The organism is Streptomyces sp. NRRL F-5123 (genome assembly GCF_000721495.1).
Classification (GTDB): domain Bacteria; phylum Actinomycetota; class Actinomycetes; order Streptomycetales; family Streptomycetaceae; genus Actinacidiphila.
Window position 1 is genome coordinate 16,947 of sequence record NZ_JOHY01000035.1, and the last position, 19,070, is coordinate 36,016.

At 70.5% G+C, this 19,070-nt stretch carries 19 protein-coding genes and 1 CRISPR repeat array; of the genes, 17 read left to right on the forward strand and 2 right to left on the reverse strand.

Annotation, left to right across the window (positions count from 1 at the left end; translation table 11 throughout):
- The first annotated feature begins 1 nt into the window (after position 1).
- Genes IH54_RS0124705 through IH54_RS0124720 form a run of 4 tightly spaced genes read left to right on the forward strand, consistent with a single transcriptional unit; the run spans position 2 to position 3,985 of the window.
- Entirely contained in the window at positions 2 to 415 is a 414-nt protein-coding gene (locus IH54_RS0124705) for a TadE/TadG family type IV pilus assembly protein (protein ID WP_031520613.1), read from the forward strand.
- A complete protein-coding gene (locus IH54_RS0124710) occupies positions 412 to 846 on the forward strand; it encodes a TadE/TadG family type IV pilus assembly protein (RefSeq protein ID WP_031520615.1) in 435 nt (144 codons plus the stop codon). Before IH54_RS0124705 ends, IH54_RS0124710 begins: the two co-directional genes overlap by 4 nt.
- Positions 847 to 881: 35 nt before the next feature.
- On the forward strand, positions 882 to 1,271 hold the full coding sequence (locus IH54_RS0124715; protein ID WP_052397832.1) for a hypothetical protein: 390 nt from the start codon (positions 882 to 884) through the stop codon (positions 1,269 to 1,271).
- An 8-nt stretch (positions 1,272 to 1,279) separates the two neighbouring features.
- Positions 1,280 to 3,985 (forward strand): LysM peptidoglycan-binding domain-containing protein, encoded by a 2,706-nt coding sequence (locus tag IH54_RS0124720; RefSeq protein WP_159012044.1) that lies wholly within the window; start codon positions 1,280 to 1,282, stop codon positions 3,983 to 3,985.
- Here IH54_RS0124720 and IH54_RS0124725 read toward each other — a convergent pair.
- Positions 3,968 to 4,681, reverse strand: a complete 714-nt coding sequence (locus tag IH54_RS0124725; RefSeq protein WP_031520620.1) for a hypothetical protein — start codon at positions 4,679 to 4,681, stop codon at positions 3,968 to 3,970. The genes IH54_RS0124720 and IH54_RS0124725 overlap by 18 nt on opposite strands.
- Positions 4,682 to 4,713: 32 nt before the next feature.
- Entirely contained in the window at positions 4,714 to 5,226 is a 513-nt protein-coding gene (locus tag IH54_RS0124730; RefSeq protein WP_159012045.1) for a winged helix-turn-helix transcriptional regulator, read from the reverse strand.
- Between the two features lie 803 nt (positions 5,227 to 6,029).
- On the opposite strand from IH54_RS0124730, the gene IH54_RS0124735 reads away from it, so the two are divergent.
- The 13 genes from IH54_RS0124735 to casB all read left to right on the forward strand — a co-directional run bounded on the left by IH54_RS0124735 (position 6,030) and on the right by casB (position 19,040).
- Positions 6,030 to 6,623 (forward strand): hypothetical protein, encoded by a 594-nt coding sequence (locus IH54_RS0124735; protein WP_199923457.1) that lies wholly within the window; start codon positions 6,030 to 6,032, stop codon positions 6,621 to 6,623.
- Positions 6,624 to 6,808: 185 nt separating this feature from the next.
- Positions 6,809 to 6,931 (forward strand): hypothetical protein, encoded by a 123-nt coding sequence (locus IH54_RS47765; RefSeq protein ID WP_267965227.1) that lies wholly within the window; start codon positions 6,809 to 6,811, stop codon positions 6,929 to 6,931.
- A gap of 105 nt (positions 6,932 to 7,036) precedes the next feature.
- The gene (locus tag IH54_RS0124740; protein WP_159012047.1) at positions 7,037 to 7,411 is read left to right on the forward strand and encodes a hypothetical protein; all 375 of its coding nucleotides are present in this window, start codon (positions 7,037 to 7,039) and stop codon (positions 7,409 to 7,411) included.
- A gap of 219 nt (positions 7,412 to 7,630) precedes the next feature.
- Entirely contained in the window at positions 7,631 to 8,263 is a 633-nt protein-coding gene (locus IH54_RS47070) for a DUF7178 family protein (protein ID WP_234343802.1), read from the forward strand.
- A gap of 182 nt (positions 8,264 to 8,445) precedes the next feature.
- Positions 8,446 to 8,673, forward strand: coding sequence for a hypothetical protein (locus tag IH54_RS0124750; protein WP_031520630.1), 228 nt, complete (start codon positions 8,446 to 8,448; stop codon positions 8,671 to 8,673).
- A 274-nt stretch (positions 8,674 to 8,947) separates the two neighbouring features.
- Positions 8,948 to 9,529 (forward strand): hypothetical protein, encoded by a 582-nt coding sequence (locus IH54_RS0124755; RefSeq protein WP_031520633.1) that lies wholly within the window; start codon positions 8,948 to 8,950, stop codon positions 9,527 to 9,529.
- A 51-nt stretch (positions 9,530 to 9,580) separates the two neighbouring features.
- Positions 9,581 to 10,768, forward strand: a complete 1,188-nt coding sequence (locus IH54_RS0124760; protein WP_031520636.1) for a DUF932 domain-containing protein — start codon at positions 9,581 to 9,583, stop codon at positions 10,766 to 10,768.
- A 73-nt stretch (positions 10,769 to 10,841) separates the two neighbouring features.
- Entirely contained in the window at positions 10,842 to 11,357 is a 516-nt protein-coding gene (locus tag IH54_RS0124765) for a hypothetical protein (RefSeq protein WP_031520638.1), read from the forward strand.
- A gap of 103 nt (positions 11,358 to 11,460) precedes the next feature.
- A complete protein-coding gene (locus tag IH54_RS0124770) occupies positions 11,461 to 11,835 on the forward strand; it encodes a hypothetical protein (RefSeq protein WP_159012049.1) in 375 nt (124 codons plus the stop codon).
- Between the two features lie 87 nt (positions 11,836 to 11,922).
- Positions 11,923 to 12,423 carry a hypothetical protein gene (locus IH54_RS0124775; RefSeq protein ID WP_031520643.1) on the forward strand — a complete coding sequence of 167 codons (501 nt, stop codon included), beginning with the start codon at positions 11,923 to 11,925 and terminating at the stop codon, positions 12,421 to 12,423.
- 105 nt (positions 12,424 to 12,528) lie between these two features.
- Positions 12,529 to 13,411: direct repeats of the CRISPR family, unit length 29 nt; unit sequence CGGGACACCTCCGCTCGCGCGGAGAGGAC.
- A gap of 189 nt (positions 13,412 to 13,600) precedes the next feature.
- Positions 13,601 to 16,453: a CRISPR-associated helicase/endonuclease Cas3 gene (locus tag IH54_RS0124780; RefSeq protein ID WP_031520646.1), complete on the forward strand. Its 2,853-nt coding sequence runs from the start codon at positions 13,601 to 13,603 to the stop codon at positions 16,451 to 16,453.
- 265 nt (positions 16,454 to 16,718) lie between these two features.
- Positions 16,719 to 18,272, forward strand: a complete 1,554-nt coding sequence (gene casA / locus IH54_RS0124785; protein WP_031520649.1) for a type I-E CRISPR-associated protein Cse1/CasA — start codon at positions 16,719 to 16,721, stop codon at positions 18,270 to 18,272.
- Positions 18,273 to 18,320: 48 nt separating this feature from the next.
- Positions 18,321 to 19,040, forward strand: coding sequence for a type I-E CRISPR-associated protein Cse2/CasB (casB, locus tag IH54_RS0124790; RefSeq protein ID WP_031520651.1), 720 nt, complete (start codon positions 18,321 to 18,323; stop codon positions 19,038 to 19,040).
- Positions 19,041 to 19,070: the final 30 nt, after the last annotated feature.

A 19,070-nucleotide genomic window follows, 5' to 3' on the forward strand; every position in this document is an offset into this window, starting at 1 on the left:
GATGTCCCTCCACAGGCTGTGGACGTTCCTTCGCCGGGACGACGGCGGCTCGGTGACCGCCGAGATGCTGTTCGTCCTCCCCGTTCTGTTCACCCTGGTCCTCCTGCTCGCGCAGGTCACCGTCTGGTGGCACGCCACCCACATCGCCCAGGCCACCGCCGCCGACGCCCTCGCCGCCACCCGCGTTCAGGGCGGCACGACCGCGGCAGGGCAGACCGAGGCAGACCGGGTCCTGGACCAACTCGGCCGCGGCCCACTGGAGTCCGTGCACGTGAGCGTCACCCGCGGGGCCGACCGCGCGCAGGTCCGTATCACCGGCACCGCGAGCAGCGTCGTGCCGTTCGTCCACCTGCCCGTACGTGCGACGGCCGCCGGCCCCGTCGAACGCTTCCGCCCCGCGGACGGCACGTCGTGAACCGCAGCAGGCAAGAACAGGGGGAACGTGGCTCGGCGACGGTCGAACTCGTCCTGGGCGTGCCCGTGCTCGTCCTGATGTTCTGGCTGCTGATCTACTGCGGGCGGGCGTCCGACACCCGGCTGCGCATCGAGGACGCGGCGCACCAGGGCGCCAGAGCGGCGAGCTCGGACCCTACGGCGTCCGTGGCGGCTGCCGACGCGCGCGCGACCGCCACGGCTGCGCTGAGCGACGCCGGCGTCGCCTGCCGATCGGTCACCGTGACCACCCGCGGCAGCCTCGCTCCCGGCTCGGCCGTGACCGTGACGGTCGCCTGCACCGTCGGCCTGGAGGACCTCGTGCTGCTCCACCTTCCCGGCACCACCACGATGACCGCGCACTTCACCGCACTGGTGGACGTCTACCGCTCGACGGACGGAACGGCACCGTGACTGGAAAGTGCTTGTCGCGTGACGACCACGGTCAGGTGACGGCGTTCATCGTCGTCTTCACCGCCGCCGTCGTGATGTTCGCCGGCCTGGTCCTGGACGGCGGCCTCGCGCTGGCGGCAAAGGTGCGCGCCCTCGGCGAGGCCCAAGAAGCCGCCAGGGCGGGCGCGCAAGCGCTGGACCTCGCCGCCTACCGGCGCGACGGCACCGTACGTCTCGTACCCGCCCAGGCCCGCGCGCTCGCCCTGCGCTACCTGGCCACGACCGGCGACGAGGGAAAGGTCAACGCGACCGCCGAGACCGTGACCGTCACGGTCACCGCCCGCCAGCACACCCAGCTGCTCAACCTGGCCGGTCTGCACACCCTGACCGTGACCGCCACGGGTTCCGCCCACCCCGTCCGCGGCATCAACGCTCCCGACTCGTGAGGCACGGCATGTCTGCTCAGCCCACCGCGCACGTCCGCACCCGCCGAACTCTCCGGCGGGCGCGCGACATGGGGCGGGCATGCCTCGCCGCCGCGGCCCTGGCCGTGCTCGTCGCCGGGCTGCCGTACGGGCTGGCGCACTTCATCGGCTGGCCGCTGCCCCGTCACCTACCTGCCCGCGAGGACGTCACGGCTGCGCTCACCACGCCGATGAGCGCGACCTTCCTGCTTGACGTGCTGGCATGCGTTCTGTGGCCCACCTGGGCGCTGTTCGTGGTCGACACGGCTCGCGCGGTGGTACGGGAGGTTCGCGGGCTGCCGGTGCCCTCAGTGCCCGCGGCCCGGCCGCTCCAGTCGCTCGCGGCAGCACTCGTCGGCGCCCTCGTGCTGTCCCTGCTCGTTCTTCGCCCCGCGGCCTCCGCGTCCGCGGCTCCCGCCCCGACACGAGCGGCAGCGACCGCCCCCGCCCAGCCCGGCAGCACGCCCACCAGCAGCGCGGACCGCCGGGTTGACGCAGCTACCGTCGAGGTACGAGCGCCCCGCGACGGCGTCTACGACAGCCTCTGGCGCATCGCCGACCGCGAGCTCGGCGACGGAAGCCGCTGGCCCGAGATCTACGCCCTCAACCGCGGGCGCCCCCAGGCCGACGGACGGAGCCTCACCAGCCCCCACCTGATCCGCCCCGGCTGGATCCTGCGCCTTCCGGCCCCCGCGGTGTCACCGCGCCGTACGCCTTCGCGCCCGACGAGCCCCGCCCCGCCCACCACTACGGCACCGTCGCACCCTTCGACTCCGAGCCCGCCGCCCTCGCCGACCAGGGCAGGAACGCCAGCTCCACATGAGAGCCGACACGACTCCCACGGCCCCGGGATCGTCCTGCCCACCGGCGGATTCGTCGGAGCAGCCCTGGCAGCGGTCGTGGCCGGCGCGCTCGCCACCGCCCTCCGGCGCCGCCGCATCCGGTACGAGCCGGGCAGCGGCGACCGGGGCGACCTGGCCGTCGCGCCGGTTGTACGGGCGCTGCGGGTTGCCCACGGCCAGGCCGCTCCGGAAGTCCAGCCAGCTCCCCGCCCAGAACCCGCCGACACCCCCGGGCCTTCGAAGGCGGCCCTCTCCATCGGCGTCCGCGACGGACGCGCCCTCGCATGGGACCTGGCCCGGACCCGCGGGCTCGGGCTCATAGGCCCGGGCGCCCTCGACGCCGCCCGCGCCCTGCTCGTATCGCTTCTCGCGGAGCAGGCTGCGGACATCGTGACGCCGCGCGCCGACGCCGAACTCCTTCTCGACGGCACAGCGGCGGGAGGCTCGACCTCCGGCCTCCAACTCGTCGAGGATCTGGACGCCGCGCTCACGCAGCTGGAGAGCGAATTGCTGAGCCGGGCACGGGTGGCTGCCGACAGGCACGACGCCGTCGTGGCCCGGAGGCTCGTCCTGGTCGCGGCACCGAACACCTCCACCAACCGGAGACTCCAGGCCGTACTCGACAACGGCTCCAGCCTGAACATCGCCGGTGTCCTCCTCGGCCAGTGGCTGCCCGGCGGCACCCTGCGAGTCCGCGCCGACGGCACCGTGGCGGCGACGAGCCCGGACCTCGCAGCCACCTTCACCAGCGCCTGTCTGTTCCACCTGCCCCCCGCCGACGCCCGGGATCTGCTCGACCTCCTCAACCGGGCAGCGCCACCGACATCTCCGGAACCGACTGCCCTCGCTGCTGTGACCGCTCCCCGCGCGCCAAACGGACACCGCCCGGCGCCGTCCCACCCCGGCCCGCCGGAAGCGCGGCGGCCCCGGCGCAAGCTGGGCACGGGATCCCCGTCCGACACCGCTCCCCAGCAGGTTCAAACCGTGTCGAGCCCGAGCCCGGGAGCCCCCGACGAGGGCGAGCCGACACCGGCCGCGGAAGAACCCGAGCCGGACGACGCGCGGCTCCCGCTCGAACTCACCTTCCTCGGCCGCGTCCGTCTCACCCACCACCTCCCCGACGGCGACACCCACGCCGACCTCACCTCATCCCTGACCCCCAAACACCGCGAACTCCTCACCTACCTGGCCCTCCACCCCGACGGCGTCCGCAGAGAAGCCCTCGGCGCGGCCATCTGGCCCGACGCGCCGCGCACCCGCCCGTACAACAGCTTCCACGCCACCCTGAGCCAACTGCGCCGAGCACTGCGGACCGCCACACACGACGAGCAGACCGACGTCACCCTCAACACGGACGGCGTCTACGCCCTGGACCCGCACCGCGCCTCGGTCGACCTCTGGGCCCTCAACGACGCCCTCCGCGCCGCCCGCATCGACGCACCCGCCCGGCGCCCGGCAGTGGAGCAGGCCCTCACCCTCTACACTGGCGACCTGGCCACCGACGTCGTAGCCGAGTGGATCGAAGCACCCCGCGAAGCCCTCCGCCGCGACCTGCTCGACGCCCTCAGCGCCCTGATCCGCGACGTCCGCCCCACGCACCCCGACGAAGCTCTCCGCCTCCTCGAACGCGCGCGGTCCCTCGACCCGTACAACGAGGCGGTCTACCGCGCGATCGCCCGCCTCCAGACCCACCTCGGCCACCACGACGCCGTCCCCCGCACGGAGAGCCTCCTGGCCACAGTCCTCGCCGAAATCGACGAGCGCCCCTCCGCCGAGACCAGCACCCTCTTCACCGAGCTCCGTGCCCGGCGGAACCGAAAGCCGGCACCACCGACATCAGCCGTCGGATCCTGACGTCTCGCGCCGGTTCCCGCGGGAGCGGACGCCGCCCTGTTCCGGCACCGCGGAGTCAGGCCGGTGCGCGGGCGGGTTGGCCTCTTGCCGCGCAGCCATGAAGCGGCCCAGCAGGACCCACACCACGGCGCAGCTCTCCACGTACTCGATGGCGGAAATCCCCGAGATGTCGATCGAGTGGGCGGCACGGTTCCTGAGGGCGACCAGTTCGGCGATGAGATCGGCTACGTCGGCGTCCAGACCGGCCGCGACCAGGCGCTCCGCCCACCGTCGTGGGGTGATGGGGAAGACGCGGTAGGACGGCTCGCCGCCGTACGGAGTGCTGTCCCCGACGATCTGCTGCGCCTCGGAGAGCCGTAGTTCGACGCGGCGCCACGCTGCCATGATCGCTGCTTCCGGGGCGGTGACGGCGACATCGCGAAGTGCGTCGAACGCGCTGGGCCGCTGAGCGTCACCGCCATGTGCGGCGTCGGAGCCCCTACCGGCGTGGTCGTCTTCGTCCGCGGCCTCGACGACCGCCTCGTGGAGCTGGTTCACGTCAGCGGCGAATTCGAGTTCGCCAGCAGGCGTGCTGATGACCCGGATTCTGTCAACGAGCCCGGTTAAATGATCACGTAGCAGGTAGATGAGAGTGACGGTGACAGCGGGCCAAGTGAGCGTCCTGATGTACGCCAGTACGATCTCGGCGATCTCCACGAGTTCATTGTGTCCAATCAGGTCGCCCGGCGCTACGGTACCGAGTTCTCGTCGTGGCGGCGCTGTCTCACGCGTTCAACAAGGTCCCCGTGCTGCTCTGCCCACTTGACCAGGGACTCCTCCGCGACCAGGAGGTTCCTTGCAGCGTCGGTGAGTTGATAGGTGGCGTGGTAGGGAAATTCGGGCTCTCGAATTCCCACGACCAGCTCGCTCTGTTCCAGCCTCCGCAGTGTCCGGTTGAGCGTGCTGTCGCGCAGGTGGCGGTGCTGACGGCCAGGCCAGCCGTCGTCGGTGGAACGCTCCTGGATGGCGTTGAGCAGCTCGGTGTATTGGGAGGGGCCGCGGCGCAGGACGACAAGCACGTCCCATACCCACTCCCCATTCGTCATGTGACGTACGTCAATGGAGCGTTGCAAATAGGTTTCATCATCCGGAGGATGCGATTCCGGTACTTCTCGGGTGCGCAGCCATCTGCCAATATTGACGGAGCCGTTCTGACGTGTGGTGATGGTCGAATCGGAGCGTCTTCTCGCGCGTTTCGGCACGGCCGGATCCTCCAAGGATTGAGGCGGGCAATCGCCACGGTACGTCAGGCGCGTGGGTGGGCGAGACGTTTTTCGTGAACATGCCTTGGTGGTGCAGGTGTTCGGACCCGACGTGTGTCTGCGCGACGGCCGGCTCGCGACGCTCAACCTGATCACGCCTTGTGGGAGACCGATGCGCCTTCCTGTATGGGTTCTTTTGTCGGTTCCCTCTGGAAGGGAAGGGGGGAAAGACACTCCGTCGCTGGTGGGAGTGGTGGTGCCAGTGCTCAGGGTGCACGCAACTCGTCAGCCGCCAAGCGGGGTCATCAGACGGCGCGGTGCTGATGGTGGTGAACATGTGAATATCTCCTGGCTGCGAACTTTATGTGATGTGCTGGCCGCACTCACTCACTTCTATTGTTTTTCAGTAGGGAATAACTATTCGCATGCGCGTTGGTGAGGGGGTGGGTATGGGTCGCCATTGAGGAAGTATTGGACTGTTGAATATCTTGGAATTCTTTGCCGCACTCCCTTGAAATGAGTGAATTGGATGGGATAATCGAATTAAAAGGGGCGGTGCTCAAGGTGAGCGCACCGCGGGATGATGGGAGATGATCGTGGGAAGCGATTCGCGGTACCAGGGTCGGAGTGCGATCGATGTCCTTCCGGAGGAAATGAAGCACGTCACCGAGAACGACTTCCGTGAACTTCAGCGGATGGCCCGCGGGTACTGCCGGGCCGTCGATGCGACGCGTTCCCGGCGGCGCATGGACGGAAGCGCTACGGCGGTACGTGGCGGGCGTGCCCTTTACGGCACCGATGACGTGAGCGACGACGTCACGCAGGACGCCGTCCTGATGTTCGCCAAGCGGCTCCACAAGATCGTCACGACCTGCGAGGTGTCGGCGTTCCTGGTCGCCACCCGGCAGCCGTCGGCATGGCAGTACGTCCGGCGGGACGGTGACGTCATCGTGGTCAGCCGGCGGACCGTGGGGTATTGGGCCGTGCGGGATGCGGCGGCGCGGAACGGGTATCGGTTGGACGTCCGGCCCGACGCCGCCGACACGGTCGCGGGGCTCCAGGCGATGCGCGGCGTCCCGCACGCCGACAAGCTGCCGTCCCTCGCCCTGGCGCCGTACCTCGCCGGGCACTCCGAGACGATCTTCCGGACCGCGTGGGGTGACGGGACCAAGTTCCCCATCCTCGCCGACGTGCTCGACCAGGCCAGCACGGCGGACGATCTTGGTCGCGCCGGAATCATGGGGAAGACCGCGCAGAAGATCTTCGGCGGGCCCCGGAACTCCTCCTCGAAGGTGCAGCGAACCAGGGATGCCGCGCTCGCGGAGTGGCGGGACTTATCGGCGTCGTTGGACGCGGTGCGCGACGACATGGTGTTCCGGAGCGCGCAGTCGCAGTAGCGGACGCCGAGTGCAGGAGCGGCCGGATGTCGGTTCAGGAACCGCCCCGGCCGCTCTTTTTTGCGCCCGAGAAGTTGCTGAAAAAACTCCTCATGATCGGTATTCGGGCCGGTTCTGGTGCCGTATTTAGGTGACAGCGAAAACGAACCGAGTCTTCGCCCGGCTACGAGCGAAGGGGGCTCTCGATGAAGGAACCTGAAACGCCCAAAGAGGAAGAAGTACGGTCGGACGTACTTCCGTGGATCGCCACGGTCGCAGTCTTCCTCATGTATCTGATCATCGCGCTCGCGGTATTCGTCGCGGGCTGACTCGCTGATCTGTCGCGTCGCATGGGCGGTAGCCCGGATCCTTGTCCGGGCTACCGCCCGTCCGTTGCAGCAACATGATCGCACAGGAGAGGGAATATGCGACTCATGTACAGCGAATCCGGCGACGTCATCCGTCCCGGAACGATGATCCACATGACGTCCGGCCCGTCGATCGGGCAGGCATGGCGGTTCGAGCGGATCACTCCGCACCAGGACGGCCACCGGATCCATTGCACGCGCTCACACCCGCGCACCGGTCGCCTTCACCGCGAATTCCACCCGAGGGTCTTCGGGTGCCACGTCGCGGCCGACATCTGCTGGTATCGCGACCGCGCCCGGATAGCCCGATGGGTTTCGGTCCTGGTCACGCAGACCGTTGTCCTGACCATCGGTGGCGTGATCGCGTGGCTGGTCGCGGAGTACGGAAACGCGCAGTGGGGCGGGCTTCTCAGCGCGTTCGGCGTCCACCACACCCAGTAGCCCGCGCCGAACCGACCTGTGCGGACCCGGGCGTGCTCCTGCACGCGCGGGGCCGTAAGTCGGCCCGGCCTCGCTCCGCCGCCCGCACCACAGCCTGACCGGCAAGAACTCCCGCGCCCCGTCCAGCTCCCCTGGCGGGGCGTGGGTCCTTCACCCCGTCGCCCCCCGCCGAGTCGACACTGCGCGCCCGGCGGGACCTCACATGAGAGGAGTCGTGCAGTGATCCCCGTCGACGCGTCCGAGCGGACGCGGGAGGAGTACGTGCAGAACATCATCGACGTCTGGCTGTTGGCGACGCCCGAGCAGATGCGCCGTGGGCGGCGCTGGTACCGGACCGCGCACGAACTGGCGGAGAAGATCACCGACGGGAGCGCCCGTACCGGCGCGGGGGTCATCGCCGCGCTGTCGGCGAACAAGTCCTGGCCGGAGAACTGCCGCCTGGCGCAGGCTGCCTGCGGCACGGAAGGGCTTGCGTCGGGTCACTTCGCCGATGCGCTGCGGAAGGCCGCGCGCATCCTGGCTGGGGCCGACCCCCAGGACGTGCTCCCGATGGAGCGCAAGACCGGCCACTTCTTCCGCTGCATCGCCAGCCCCGAGGATCCTTCGGCCGTCGTGGTCGACCGGCACGCTCACGACGTGGCGGTGGGCGAGACCTACGGCAGCCGCGAGCGCGGCCTGTCGGCCGCCCATCGGTACGAACTGCTCGCGTCGTGCTACCGGGAGGCAGCGCGGCGACTCGGTGAACTGCCCAGCACCGTGCAGGCGGTGACCTGGGTCGTCCACACCGACCGGATCGCCGGTACGAGCACGCGCGGCCCGCGCCCCGACCAGCGCGCGCTGCTGGCAGCCTGACCCGTCTTGCCGCTGATCGGTAATCGGGCACCCCGACACCCCGTATCTGTACGGGCCCCCGTACTGCCGCGGCCGCACGCCCTGCCCCGCGTGCGGTAGGGCGTGCCCCCACACGCCCGGGCACCTCCGTCCCTCCCCCCCCACCGGAGGTGCCCGGGTCCGCATCGGAAGAGGAGGACGTCGTGACCGGGGCAACGCCCGCCGCCGAACGGTACGTCGAGCGTCCGCAGGACCCGGACCGGCTGCTCCCGTACCTGGGCTGCCGGATCACTGCGTTGCCGGACGGCTCGCCGCCGTGGAGCGGCGTGCTCATCGCGCTCGGCGAGCGTGCACACATCCGGGCAGCGACCGGGGAGATCAAGGAGTTCCCGTTACCCGGCACTGTCTTCGCCGTCCCGCGCTTCCGGTGACGGCGCGCCCGAAGCACCTCCGCTCGCGCGGAGAGGACCACAGCCCGAGCCGGGCCGCCAGGCCAAGCCGCGGGACACCTCCGCTCGCGCGGAGAGGACAGCCAGACCAGCATGCCCGCGAGCGTGGCGTCCGGGACACCTCCGCTATCGCGGAGGGGGCAAAGCCTGCCACCAGCCCGGGGAAGTTCGCCTCTGAGGTGCCTCATCCCGCCGCGAAGAGGGCGGCCACTGGTGGGCGAAGCGTACAAACCATCCCGAACCCCAGGAGGAGTTGATGAGCCAGTTCGAATACTTCCAGTTCCTCGGCTACCGCTGGAACGTCGTCCACGCGAAGACGATCGCCGCCGACCTGCCGGTCGGAACCGTCGATGTCCGACCGTTCTTCGCGTCACTCGGCTTCGTCCGCATCGACGCCGATCACGTCCCCCACGTCGACCTCACCAAGCCGCTCATCCTGGTTCGCATCGCCGAGCTCGGCGGCGCGGCGTTGCTCATCGACGGATGGCACCGCGTCGCCCGCGCCCGCCGCGACGGCGTCTCCGAGTTGCCCTGCGTCGTCCTCGACACGACGCAGGAGCGGACCGTCCGGCTCCTCGGCGGCACCGTCGACGACGTCCCCGCGCCCGCGCCTTTCGCTGAACAGGACATCCGGGCCGCGGTACTCGGCGAGATCACCGACCACTTCACCGAGTGCCGCGAGGAGCAGCAGACGTACGCAGGCCTCGACATCACCGAGGTCACCCATGAGCAGGACGGTGTCGTCGTCCACGGCTACGACCGCCGGTCGCGCCGCCGATTCACCGCCACGGCCACCGCTCGCGTCACCACCGAGCCGGGGCCCGCCCCCACCGCGTAGCCACCACGCCACCCGCACACCTTCCACCACCTGCGCAGAAGGGAATTCCGCATGTCCATCGACGTGAACGAGGCGTTCGCCGCAGGGCGCGAGCGCCAAGCCATCACCGCCCGCGACCGGCAGGGTGAACTCCGGGCGGGCGTCGAGGCCGGACGGCTGCGGCGGCTGCCGGACGGCCGGTACAAGGTCCTCACCGGATTCGACGCCGGAGAGATCCTCAGCGCGCTGGGCGAGCCGGTGCACGGCCTGGACGAGAAGGCCAGGGGAGCCGTGGCCCTGTACTCCGCCGTCCCGGCCTGGCACCACCTGGGGCAGGTCGTCCCGGGCGGCACCACCGACATCGACACGGTCCTGTCCCTGGCCGGGATCGGCTTCGAGGTCGTGACCGTGCCCGCCTTCTACCTCTGGGACGGCCGTTACCTCCCCCACCCCGGGCAACGCCACACCGTACGGGCCGACACCGGGCAGGCGCTCGGCATCGTCGGTCCGGACTACGAGGTGATCCAGAACCGGCGCTCGTTCGAATTCCTGCAGGAGCTCGTCAGCGACACCGACGCCGTGTGGGAGTCCGCCGGGTCCATGCGCGGCGGCAGCAAGGTCTTCGTCGCGCTGCGCGTCCCCGGCCACGTGGTGGTCGACCCCGGCGGTCTCGACGACCGGATCGTCCCGTTCATCGTGGCGATCAACAGCCACGACGGCCGTTCCGCGTACGAGGTCGTTGCCACGCCGTGGCGGCCGGTGTGCGCCAACACCGAACGCCTCGCCGTCCAGCAGGCCGCAACCCGGTGGAAGGTCCGCCACACCCGCAACGCCACCGAGCACATCCGCGAGGCGCGCCGCACGCTGCGGTTGACCAGCCACTACTACGACACCTGGGCCGCGGAGGAGACAGCGCTGGCGCGCACGAACCTCGCCATCGACGAGTTCAACACCGCCATCGACGAGTTGTGGCCGCTGGAGGAGAACGCGACGGCACGGCAGCAGCGCACCGCCGAGCAGCGGCGCGACCGCCTGCACGCACTCTTCGGGGAGGAAGCGTCGCGCAGCGGGCGTACGGCGTACGCCGCCGAGCGCGCTGTCACCGACTACACCGACCACTTCGCGGCGATCCGCCCCAGCGCAGCCTCCGGGCTCAAGGGAAACGAGCCCGCCGCCCGCGGCCTGCGCCTGCTGGAAGGCACCGACGACGCGGTCAAGTCCCACGCGCACCAGCGCCTGATGCTCATGCGCCGCCGCTGAATCGACGGTCCACCGGTAGGGCCCGGCCTCGCGAGGCCGGGCCCTACCTCCCATTCGACAAGGAGGTCCCGCCATGACCCCGAACTCCCCCGGCTCCTTCGACGCACCCCTGGACGGCGCCTTCAAGGACCGGATCCTCCGGGCAATCACTCTGCTCTCCGAGCTCGCCGCCGCGCTCGGGCCCGGTCGCCACAGCATCACCTGCTCCGCCATCCGAGTCGGTGAAGGCTTCAGCCTCTCCTCGGAACTGCTGGTCGGCACGACCGGTGTGGACAACCCGGAGGTGGTGCCGCCACTCGCCCTCGCCCTGTCGGAAGGCCTCCAGCCCGACTGGTCAAGCGGATTGGTCGTGCGCAGCCACCACCACGAGGGCGGCCATGACCTCCTTCGCGGCTGGGTGACGGTCGACGACGGGCTGCGCCCTCTCACCGCTTCGGAGATCGAGCTCGCCCACACCACCGACCCGCTCACCGGCCAGCACCTCCCCCCGGAACCGGGCACGGTTTTCGGTGACGCCTTCCCGCTCGGCGATCCTGAGGGGCCTGACGACGGGGGTGACGAGCGTGGCACCGCCCTTCACGATGTCTGAGGAATCCGCCCAGGCGTGGCTTACCGAGCTGGTGGTGATGCACGAACTCACCGAATGCCTCGGCGAACCTCCCCTTTCTCATGGGGAGTTACCGCTAATCGGCATGACCTGGGACCCCGTTGACATCGGCGAGGAGGACACCCCGAGCGCGCTCGTGCGCGCCGCCCAACGCGCCGGCGTCATCGCCAAGCCTGCCCACGCCGAGCTGGCCTTCGAGTACATCGACGACGGGGACACCGGACGCTACCGCTGGCTCCTGGACCTGACCGCGCCGACTCCGCTCAAGCTCTCGACCCTGTCGGAGTCCCTCTCCCTCCTCGGCCGACCCGGAGCTACGGGCATCGCGGCGGCGCTGGCAGTCCTGCGCGAGGCGGTCGAGGCGGCTAACCTCCTACTGCACCAGCTGTCCGACTACGTACGGGCCAGCACACCGTCGCCGGACGGCGAACCTGGAGCAGAAGGCCTAGGCCCACGCTGAGCACACCGCCCGGGAGGCGATGCGGATGGACACCCGCTGCCGTACAAGGCGCGTCGCTGCCGCACTCCTTCCGGGCCGGGCCGCACGGTGAACCACGACACCGAAACGCTGATGTTCGGCGCCACCGAGCGCGTCCAGCAGGCCATCCTCGACCACGAGGCCCCCGCCGTCGTCGTCCTCCAGGGCGACCGCCTCCTGGTCATGTCCGACTACGACTACCACCGCGACCGCGACACCGCCGCCACCTTCGAACGCCGCGCCGCCGCCCAGGCCCACGAAATCCACGCCGTCCGCTTCGTCTTCGCCGTCCCCCAGATCTGGGAGCCGACCGAGTCCGGCATCAACGCCGGCCCCGTCTCCAACACCCCTCTACGCGAGGGCGAACACGAGGTCATCGCCTGGCTGGCCTACGACACCACCGACGGCATCGACTACGGCCACGTCCCTTACACCCGCCGCCCCAACGGCAACCCGGTCTTCGACACCCCCGAGATCTTCACCAACCCGGTGCAGCCGTACGACCGCTACCCGGGCTGGTTGCTGCTGCGGCTGCTGCTCGAAGCGGAGGATGGGCCGCTCGGCGACTGAAGGCTGAGCTTCTGCGCCTGCCGGTCGCTCTTGGGACGTGCGACTGGATGGAACCTCCGCTCGCGCGGAGGACCTGCGGGCCCACTGGCCGTAGTCGCGGACGGCCGGGACACCCCCGCTCGCGCGGAGAGGACCTGCCCGGCGTTGTCGGTGAGCAGGGCGGCGGCGGGACACCTCCGCTCGCGCGGAGAGGACACCAGCAGTCGGTCACAGGTCCGTCACACCGCCGGGACACCTCCGCTCGCGCGGAGAGGACGGTGTCTCCCACCGGGCCTGCCAGCGCCTGCCCGGGACACCTCCGCTCGCGCGGAGAGGACGACACCCTCAGCACGGCCATCATCAACAGCACCGGGACACCTCCGCTCGCGCGGAGAGGACGGGTCGTGATCCGTGCCGCACCCCGTGCAGTGCGGGACACCTCCGTTCGCGCGGAGAGGACATGTCCGACCTGCGCGACCGGTACGCGTGGTGCGGGACACCTCCGCTCGCGCGGAGAGGACCTCGCCTGTGCCCATGCGGGCCCGGCGATCACCGGGACACCTCCGCTCGCGCGGAGAGGACGGAGGAGCGCTACCGCGCCGCCCAGACTGCAGCGGGACACCTCCGCTCGCGCGGAGAGGACCCCTTGACGGTCTTGGAGCCCTCCACGCCCGCCGGGACACCTCCGCTCGCGCGGAGAGGACTACGCCACCGACGGCACCCACTGCTTCTACTACGGGACACCTCCGCTCGCGCGGAGAGGACCCGTCCTGCTGCGGTTCGGATGTCAGCCGCGCCGGGACACCTCCGCTCGCGCGGAGAGGACCGGCTATAAGGATGTTCACCCCGCAGGACATGCGGGACACCTCCGCTCGCGCGGAGAGGACGTCGCTCGATGGCGCCTGGTAGGCGCGCAGGTCGGGACACCTCCGCTCGCGCGGAGAGGACCCCGCCATGAGGATCTGCGCGTTGGGGAACAGCGGGACACCTCCGCTCGCGCGGAGAGGACACTTTTTGACCTGCGGCGTTAGAGGGGCTTTGCAATCCCTTTGCTGTCTTGGCCGCGTAGGCCCGGAAGCTGGCCAGCTTCCGAAGAGATGTCGTTGTGCACGTGGTGAGTATGGGGCGAGGAGTCGCGGCTTGGAGTCATTTGCCCAGGTCAGCCCGCATTGTCAGAGGGGGGTGATAGCTCTGGGGCATGGAAGCGAGCGACTTCGGTGCGGCGGCGGGCGTCTGCCTGGACTGCCGGTTATGGGGCAAGGAGAAGGGGCTGTTGCGGCCCTACCCGGTGGTGTGTCACATGCTGGATGCCGCCGCGGTGTTCTCCGCGCTCTGGGATGACCTACTGGGAGCTGAGCTGCGATCCCGTATCGCGGCAGCGCTGGGGCTCGACGAGGCGAAAGTGCGGGCGGTGCTGGCCTTCTGGGCAGGGCTGCACGACCTGGGGAAGATCACTCCGCCGTTTCAGGCGCAGGTCAAGGAGGAATTCGCCAGGCTGCGGCAGGACCCGGCGTACGCATTCGCGCGGGGCGCCGAGCGCGAGGGGGAGTTCCGGCACGAGGTAGCCACACACTGGGCGTTGGCCGAGCTCTTCGCAGATGCAGGTTATCCCGCCGGGACCGGTAACAGGCTCCTGAGGGCCGTCAGCCACCAGATCGCCCAGATGCTCGGAGGCCACCACGGAACCGTGGGGTCGGCACTGAGTCGGCATGAGGTCGAGGGGGCTGACGCGTACAAGGCGGGGCTCGGCGGAACTGGTTGGGCCGACCAGCGGCGTGCGCACTTCTTGGAGCTGAGGCGGATCACCGGCGGAACCGCCGTTCCGGCCGAGCTGCTGCCGGCCGAGCTGGCCGTGATCGTCCTCGGCCTGGTCATTCTCGCCGACTGGCTCGCAAGCAGCACCGAGCACATCTCCGGGCTCATGCCGTCGGCCGGGTGGAGCGGGACGCCGGACGAGCTGGACGCGCACTGGAAGCTGACGAACGCTGCGGCAGCAGGCCAGGTGCGCAACGCGCGGATCGGACGGGTGACCTTCGACGCCCAGGCGTTCGACGAGATGTTCCCGTTCGTTCCCAACCCGCTCCAGCAGGACATCGCCACGCACCTTCCCGCGCTCGTCGCAGGCCACCGCGGGGGATTGGTTCTGGTCACCGCGCCCACCGGCGACGGTAAGACGGAAGCCGCCCTGCACGCGACCTCGATCCTCGGCCGGGCCTCCGGCGCCCGCGGCTTCTACTTCGCCCTGCCCACCATGGCGACCGCCGATGGCATGTTCCCCAGGGTGCGCGACTTCGCCGGCAAGTCCCTCGGCGGCGAACGGGCCCTGGCCCTCGTCCACTCCATGTCGTGGCTGAGCCCGCTCTACGCCGCCCCGACGGAAGACGACGCAGAAGTAGACGCGGGCCTCAGCGCAGACGCCCCGACCGCCCTGGAAGCCGATGCCTGGCTACGAGGTCCACGGCGGGCCCTGCTCGCGCCCCTGGGCGTCGGCACCATCGACCAGGCGCTCGCCGGCGTCCTCCCGCTGCGGTACAACGCCCTGCGCCTGTTCGCCCTCAACGACAAGGTCTTCGTCGTCGACGAGGCGCACGCGTACGGACCGTGGATGCACAAGCTGCTGACCGTCCTGCTCGAATGGCTAGGTGCCTTCCGTGCTCCCGTCGTGCTGTTGTCGGCCACCCTGACCGGCCGGACGGCCGCTTCCCTGGTCGACGCCTACCGTCGCGGCGCAGGTTTCGCCGAGCCTGCGCAGATCGCGCCCTGCTACCCGGGGTGGCTGTACGTCGACGCAGGGACCGGCGTCGTCCACCAGCCGCGCCACACCCCGAGCGCCCGCGAACGCGTCCTCGACGTCCAGGTGCGAACGGTCCGCTGGGATGCGATGAGCGATCCGTCCTTTTCCCCTCGGCGCGGCGGTCGCCGCGCCGAACTCCGGAAGCTGCTCGCGCCGGTCGCAGAAGGGGGCGGCACGGCCCTGGTGTGCTGCACCACCGTCGCCGAGGCCCAGAGCACCTACCGCGACCTCGTCGCCGCCTTCCCCGAACTCGCCGCGTCCGACGGCGGAATCCGGCTGCTCCACTCCCGCTACCCCGCTTACGTCCGCCAGCGCATCAGCGCCGCATGCGAAACCGCCTACGGCAAGCCGACCAGTCCGCAGGAGACTCCCGCCGGGCCGCGGCCCGCCTCGATCCTTGTGGCGACGCAGGTGGTCGAGCAGTCCCTCGACCTGGACTTCGACCTCGTCGTCAGCGACCTCGCCCCCCTCGCGCAGCTGCTCCAACGCGCCGGCCGCGCCCGCCGCCACGCCCGAGGCCCCGCGGGACGTCCCGCTTGGGCTGCCGAGGAGGACCGGCCGCAACTCGTCGTCCTGGAACCGATCAACGAGGAGGGCCGCACCGCACCGCCGGTGACCTGGGGGACGGTGTACCCCCACTCGCTCCTTGTGCGGACAGCGCAACTCCTGCGCTCGCGGACGGGCGGCATCAGCGTGCCGGGGGAAGTCCAGGAGATCGTCGACGAGGTCTACGCCGAGGAGTTCGTCGACCGGCTGGACGCCAGCGTGCAGGTCGAGCTGCGCGCGATGGATGCGCAGCACCAGGCCGAGGAGCACGCCGAGACCCACCTCGCCGACATCGTCAGCATCCCCGCCCCGGCCGAGTTCCGCGGCGACCTCCACCCGCTCAGCCGCCGTGAGGCCGGCGTGACTGAAGAGCTGCTGACGACGCGGCTGGGCGCGGACACCGGTCGGCTCCTGTGCCTGTTCGAGCAGCCCGACGGCGCGCTGACCCTGGACGCGGAGGGCGACGTCCCGCTGCCGAAGGGCACCTCGCGGGCGGCTTTGAGGCAGATCGTGTCGCACGTCGCGCCGGTCCCGGGGCGGTGGCTGAGGGGCGAGGGCGAGGAGGGGCTGGTCCCGGCGTCGTGGCGTAAGCACTCGCTGCTACGGGACCTCGTGCCGCTCCGTGTGCGCCCGGACGGTGCTGGGGTGTGGGTGGGGTGGTACGGGTCGAGCCCAATTCGCCTGTCGTCACAGGGGGTTGAGAGCGGGTGACCGAGTGGGTACAGTGATCGACGACAGCGCGTCGTAGTGCTAGCGACTTTTCCCAAAGGTGGCAGCCTTATGGCATCAGCTGTCCCCCGCCGTGGCCGCCCGCTACTGGGAGGCGGCGTAGTCGGCCACGGCGGGGTCAAAGCCCGCTTGCGCAGGCGAGTGGTGATCTCTGCCCTGCTCCCAGAGGTAGCAGCGGGCCCACCTCCACACACCTGTGGAGTCACCTTGTGTAGGGACAGTATAGGAATTGACTCACGTGGCCAGCATGTTCAACCTCCTCACGGAGCCCTGGATCCCCGTCCGCTGGGCTCAGCCCGCCCCCTCCGACGACGACCCGCCCGACCGCGTCGGCCTGCGGACCGCGCTCGTCGACGCCCACCGCATCAAGCAGCTCGCCCCGGCGCAGCCCCACGTCCACGCTGCCCTCCTCCGCATCCTCTACGCGCTCACCGCTCGCGTGACCGGGCTGGACGAGCAGGGAGCGGCGGGCGACTGGCTGGAGCGGCAGGATGAGGTCATCGACGCCGGGCAGCTCTCCAGCGCAGCCGTCGACGCGTACTTCGGCCGCTACCCGGACCGCTTCCACCTCTACGACGAGGACGGTGGGCGCCCGTGGATGCAGGACCCGCGGCTCGCCCGGCAGTGCGACCCGGCCAACACCGCGGGCGTCAACAAGCTGGTCATGACGCGGCCCTCGGGCAACAACCACGCGTGGTTCCGGCACGGAGGTGACGGTGCCCCCGACCTCCCCTCGTCCGCGGACGCGGCCCTGCACCTCCTGACCTGGCACTACTACGGCCCGTCCGGCCGCTGCTCCTCCCGCGAGGTCAACGGCGTGAAGTCGGCCAGCACCACTGCGGGCCCGCTGCGTACGGCCCTCTCGTACCACCCCGAGGGCGAGAACCTCTTCCAGACGCTGCTCGCGGGGCTGGTCCCGCCCAGCTCCACCGTGCGCCGCGACGAGGACCTCTGCCCGTGGGAGTGGGAGAAGCTCCCTGACCCCGAGAAGGCGCCGGACGCCCCGACCGGGCCCTGCGCGCGGCTAACGGCGTGCTCGCAGCACGCGGTGCTGCTCGTACCGGGCGGTGAGAAGGGCGAGCTGGCGGCGGACGCGTACATCACGTGGGCATACCGGGAGGGGCGCATCCCGCGTGACGACCCGTACCTGATCTGGCAGATCAGCCAGCAGGGCAACCGCTACCCGCGGCCCGCCGACTCCTCGCGCGCGCTGTGGCGGGACGTGGACACGCTGCTTGAGCACCGTGTCAGCGACTCGGACGGGCCGCAGCCGCCGCTGGTGTTCGAGACCGCCCGTGGGCTGTGGCCGCACATGCGAGTGCGTGCCCTCGGCTTCGACCAGGAAGGGCAGGCCAAGAACGTCCAGTTCGTCGAGGGCGTGACGCCGTACATCCTCGGTGAGGCGGAGCAGGTGGAGCCGTCCAGCCGCCCCAAGGTCGCGCGGCTGCGGCAGTTGGGCGAGCGGTACGGGCGTCGGCTGGACCGCGCCGTACGGAGGGCCTACCGGATGTACCTCGACGACAAGAAGGCCGACGCCGGCGCCTGGTCGGCCGACGCAGCAGCGCGCTACTGGCCTGCGGCGGAACGCGAGTTCTGGGCCCGCTTCCGTCCACTCCAGTCCAAGGACGACGGCGCTCCGGAAGCCGCCGACTTCGACTTCGACGCCACCCGCTCGGCCTTCCTGCGGATCGCGGAGCAGGCGTACGACGTCGTCACCGAGCGGGCGGGCCGCACCCTGCGCGGCGCGCAGGCCGTCTCCGACGCGCGCATCGAGCTGTACGGCGGCCCCCGCCGCCGCTGACCACGCCGAGTTCGGACCCCGTACCCACCCTCACCGAGAAGGCCCCGCATGACGACGATCTCCGAGCCCGCGCGCTCCACCGACCGCCTCACCCGCTACCAGGCGTACGTGCGGTGGGTCGAATCCACCTGCGGCAGGGATCCCGGCGCACGCACGACGCTGCGCAAGGGACTCGGCCGCGGCCTGGACGACATCCGCTACGTCCGCGGTATGCACCGGCTCATCGCGCGCTGGCTGCCGCAGGGCACCGAAACGTCCGACGCCGAGCAGCGGGCGTACTACTCCGTCGCCTCGCTGATCGCCGCCCAGCCCCGGCACAGCTTCGCCAAGGACGAGCCTGAGCTGGACGTGGATGCGGCCGAGGACGTCGTGCCCCCCGCCGAGCCGGAGGACGAGCAGGAAGCCGCCTCCCCCGGGAAGGCGTACGGCGACAGTCTGGGCATCGCCTTCGCCGACGCTGTCCTCATCGGCGGCGGCAACCGCGAGATGCGCCTGTCCACCGCCGAGACGCGGCTGCATCTGCTGACGCGGCAGAGCCTGGACGGTCTGCACCGCCATCTCCCCTCCACCGTACGGTTCCTGCGCGACGCCGACGCGAAGATCGACTACGCCCGGCTGATGTCCGACCTGGCGGACTGGCCCGCCCGGCAGGGGCGGATCTCGCGCCGCTGGCTCCAGGACTTCTACTCGCGCTACGCGAAAAGCAAAAACGAGGCCGCGAACGCCGCCGACGCCGACGAGACCCAGGACCCTGACGCGGGCCAGTAGCCCACCCCAGCCGCACCCCACCACCCTCAC

Bases quoted from the DNA above. Each gene is read 5' to 3' on its own strand.
- IH54_RS0124705 (WP_031520613.1), top strand. From the start codon at position 2: ATGTCCCTCCACAGGCTGTGGACGTTCCTTCGCCGGGACGACGGCGGC.
- IH54_RS0124720 (WP_159012044.1), top strand. From the start codon at position 1,280: ATGTCTGCTCAGCCCACCGCGCACGTCCGCACCCGCCGAACTCTCCGG.
- IH54_RS47765 (WP_267965227.1), top strand. From the start codon at position 6,809: ATGAAGGAACCTGAAACGCCCAAAGAGGAAGAAGTACGGTCGGACGTA.
- IH54_RS0124740 (WP_159012047.1), top strand. From the start codon at position 7,037: ATGTACAGCGAATCCGGCGACGTCATCCGTCCCGGAACGATGATCCAC.
- IH54_RS0124755 (WP_031520633.1), top strand. From the start codon at position 8,948: ATGAGCCAGTTCGAATACTTCCAGTTCCTCGGCTACCGCTGGAACGTC.
- IH54_RS0124760 (WP_031520636.1), top strand. From the start codon at position 9,581: ATGTCCATCGACGTGAACGAGGCGTTCGCCGCAGGGCGCGAGCGCCAA.
- IH54_RS0124765 (WP_031520638.1), top strand. From the start codon at position 10,842: ATGACCCCGAACTCCCCCGGCTCCTTCGACGCACCCCTGGACGGCGCC.
- IH54_RS0124770 (WP_159012049.1), top strand. From the start codon at position 11,461: ATGACCTGGGACCCCGTTGACATCGGCGAGGAGGACACCCCGAGCGCG.
- IH54_RS0124780 (WP_031520646.1), top strand. From the start codon at position 13,601: ATGGAAGCGAGCGACTTCGGTGCGGCGGCGGGCGTCTGCCTGGACTGC.
- casA (WP_031520649.1), top strand. From the start codon at position 16,719: ATGTTCAACCTCCTCACGGAGCCCTGGATCCCCGTCCGCTGGGCTCAG.
- casB (WP_031520651.1), top strand. From the start codon at position 18,321: ATGACGACGATCTCCGAGCCCGCGCGCTCCACCGACCGCCTCACCCGC.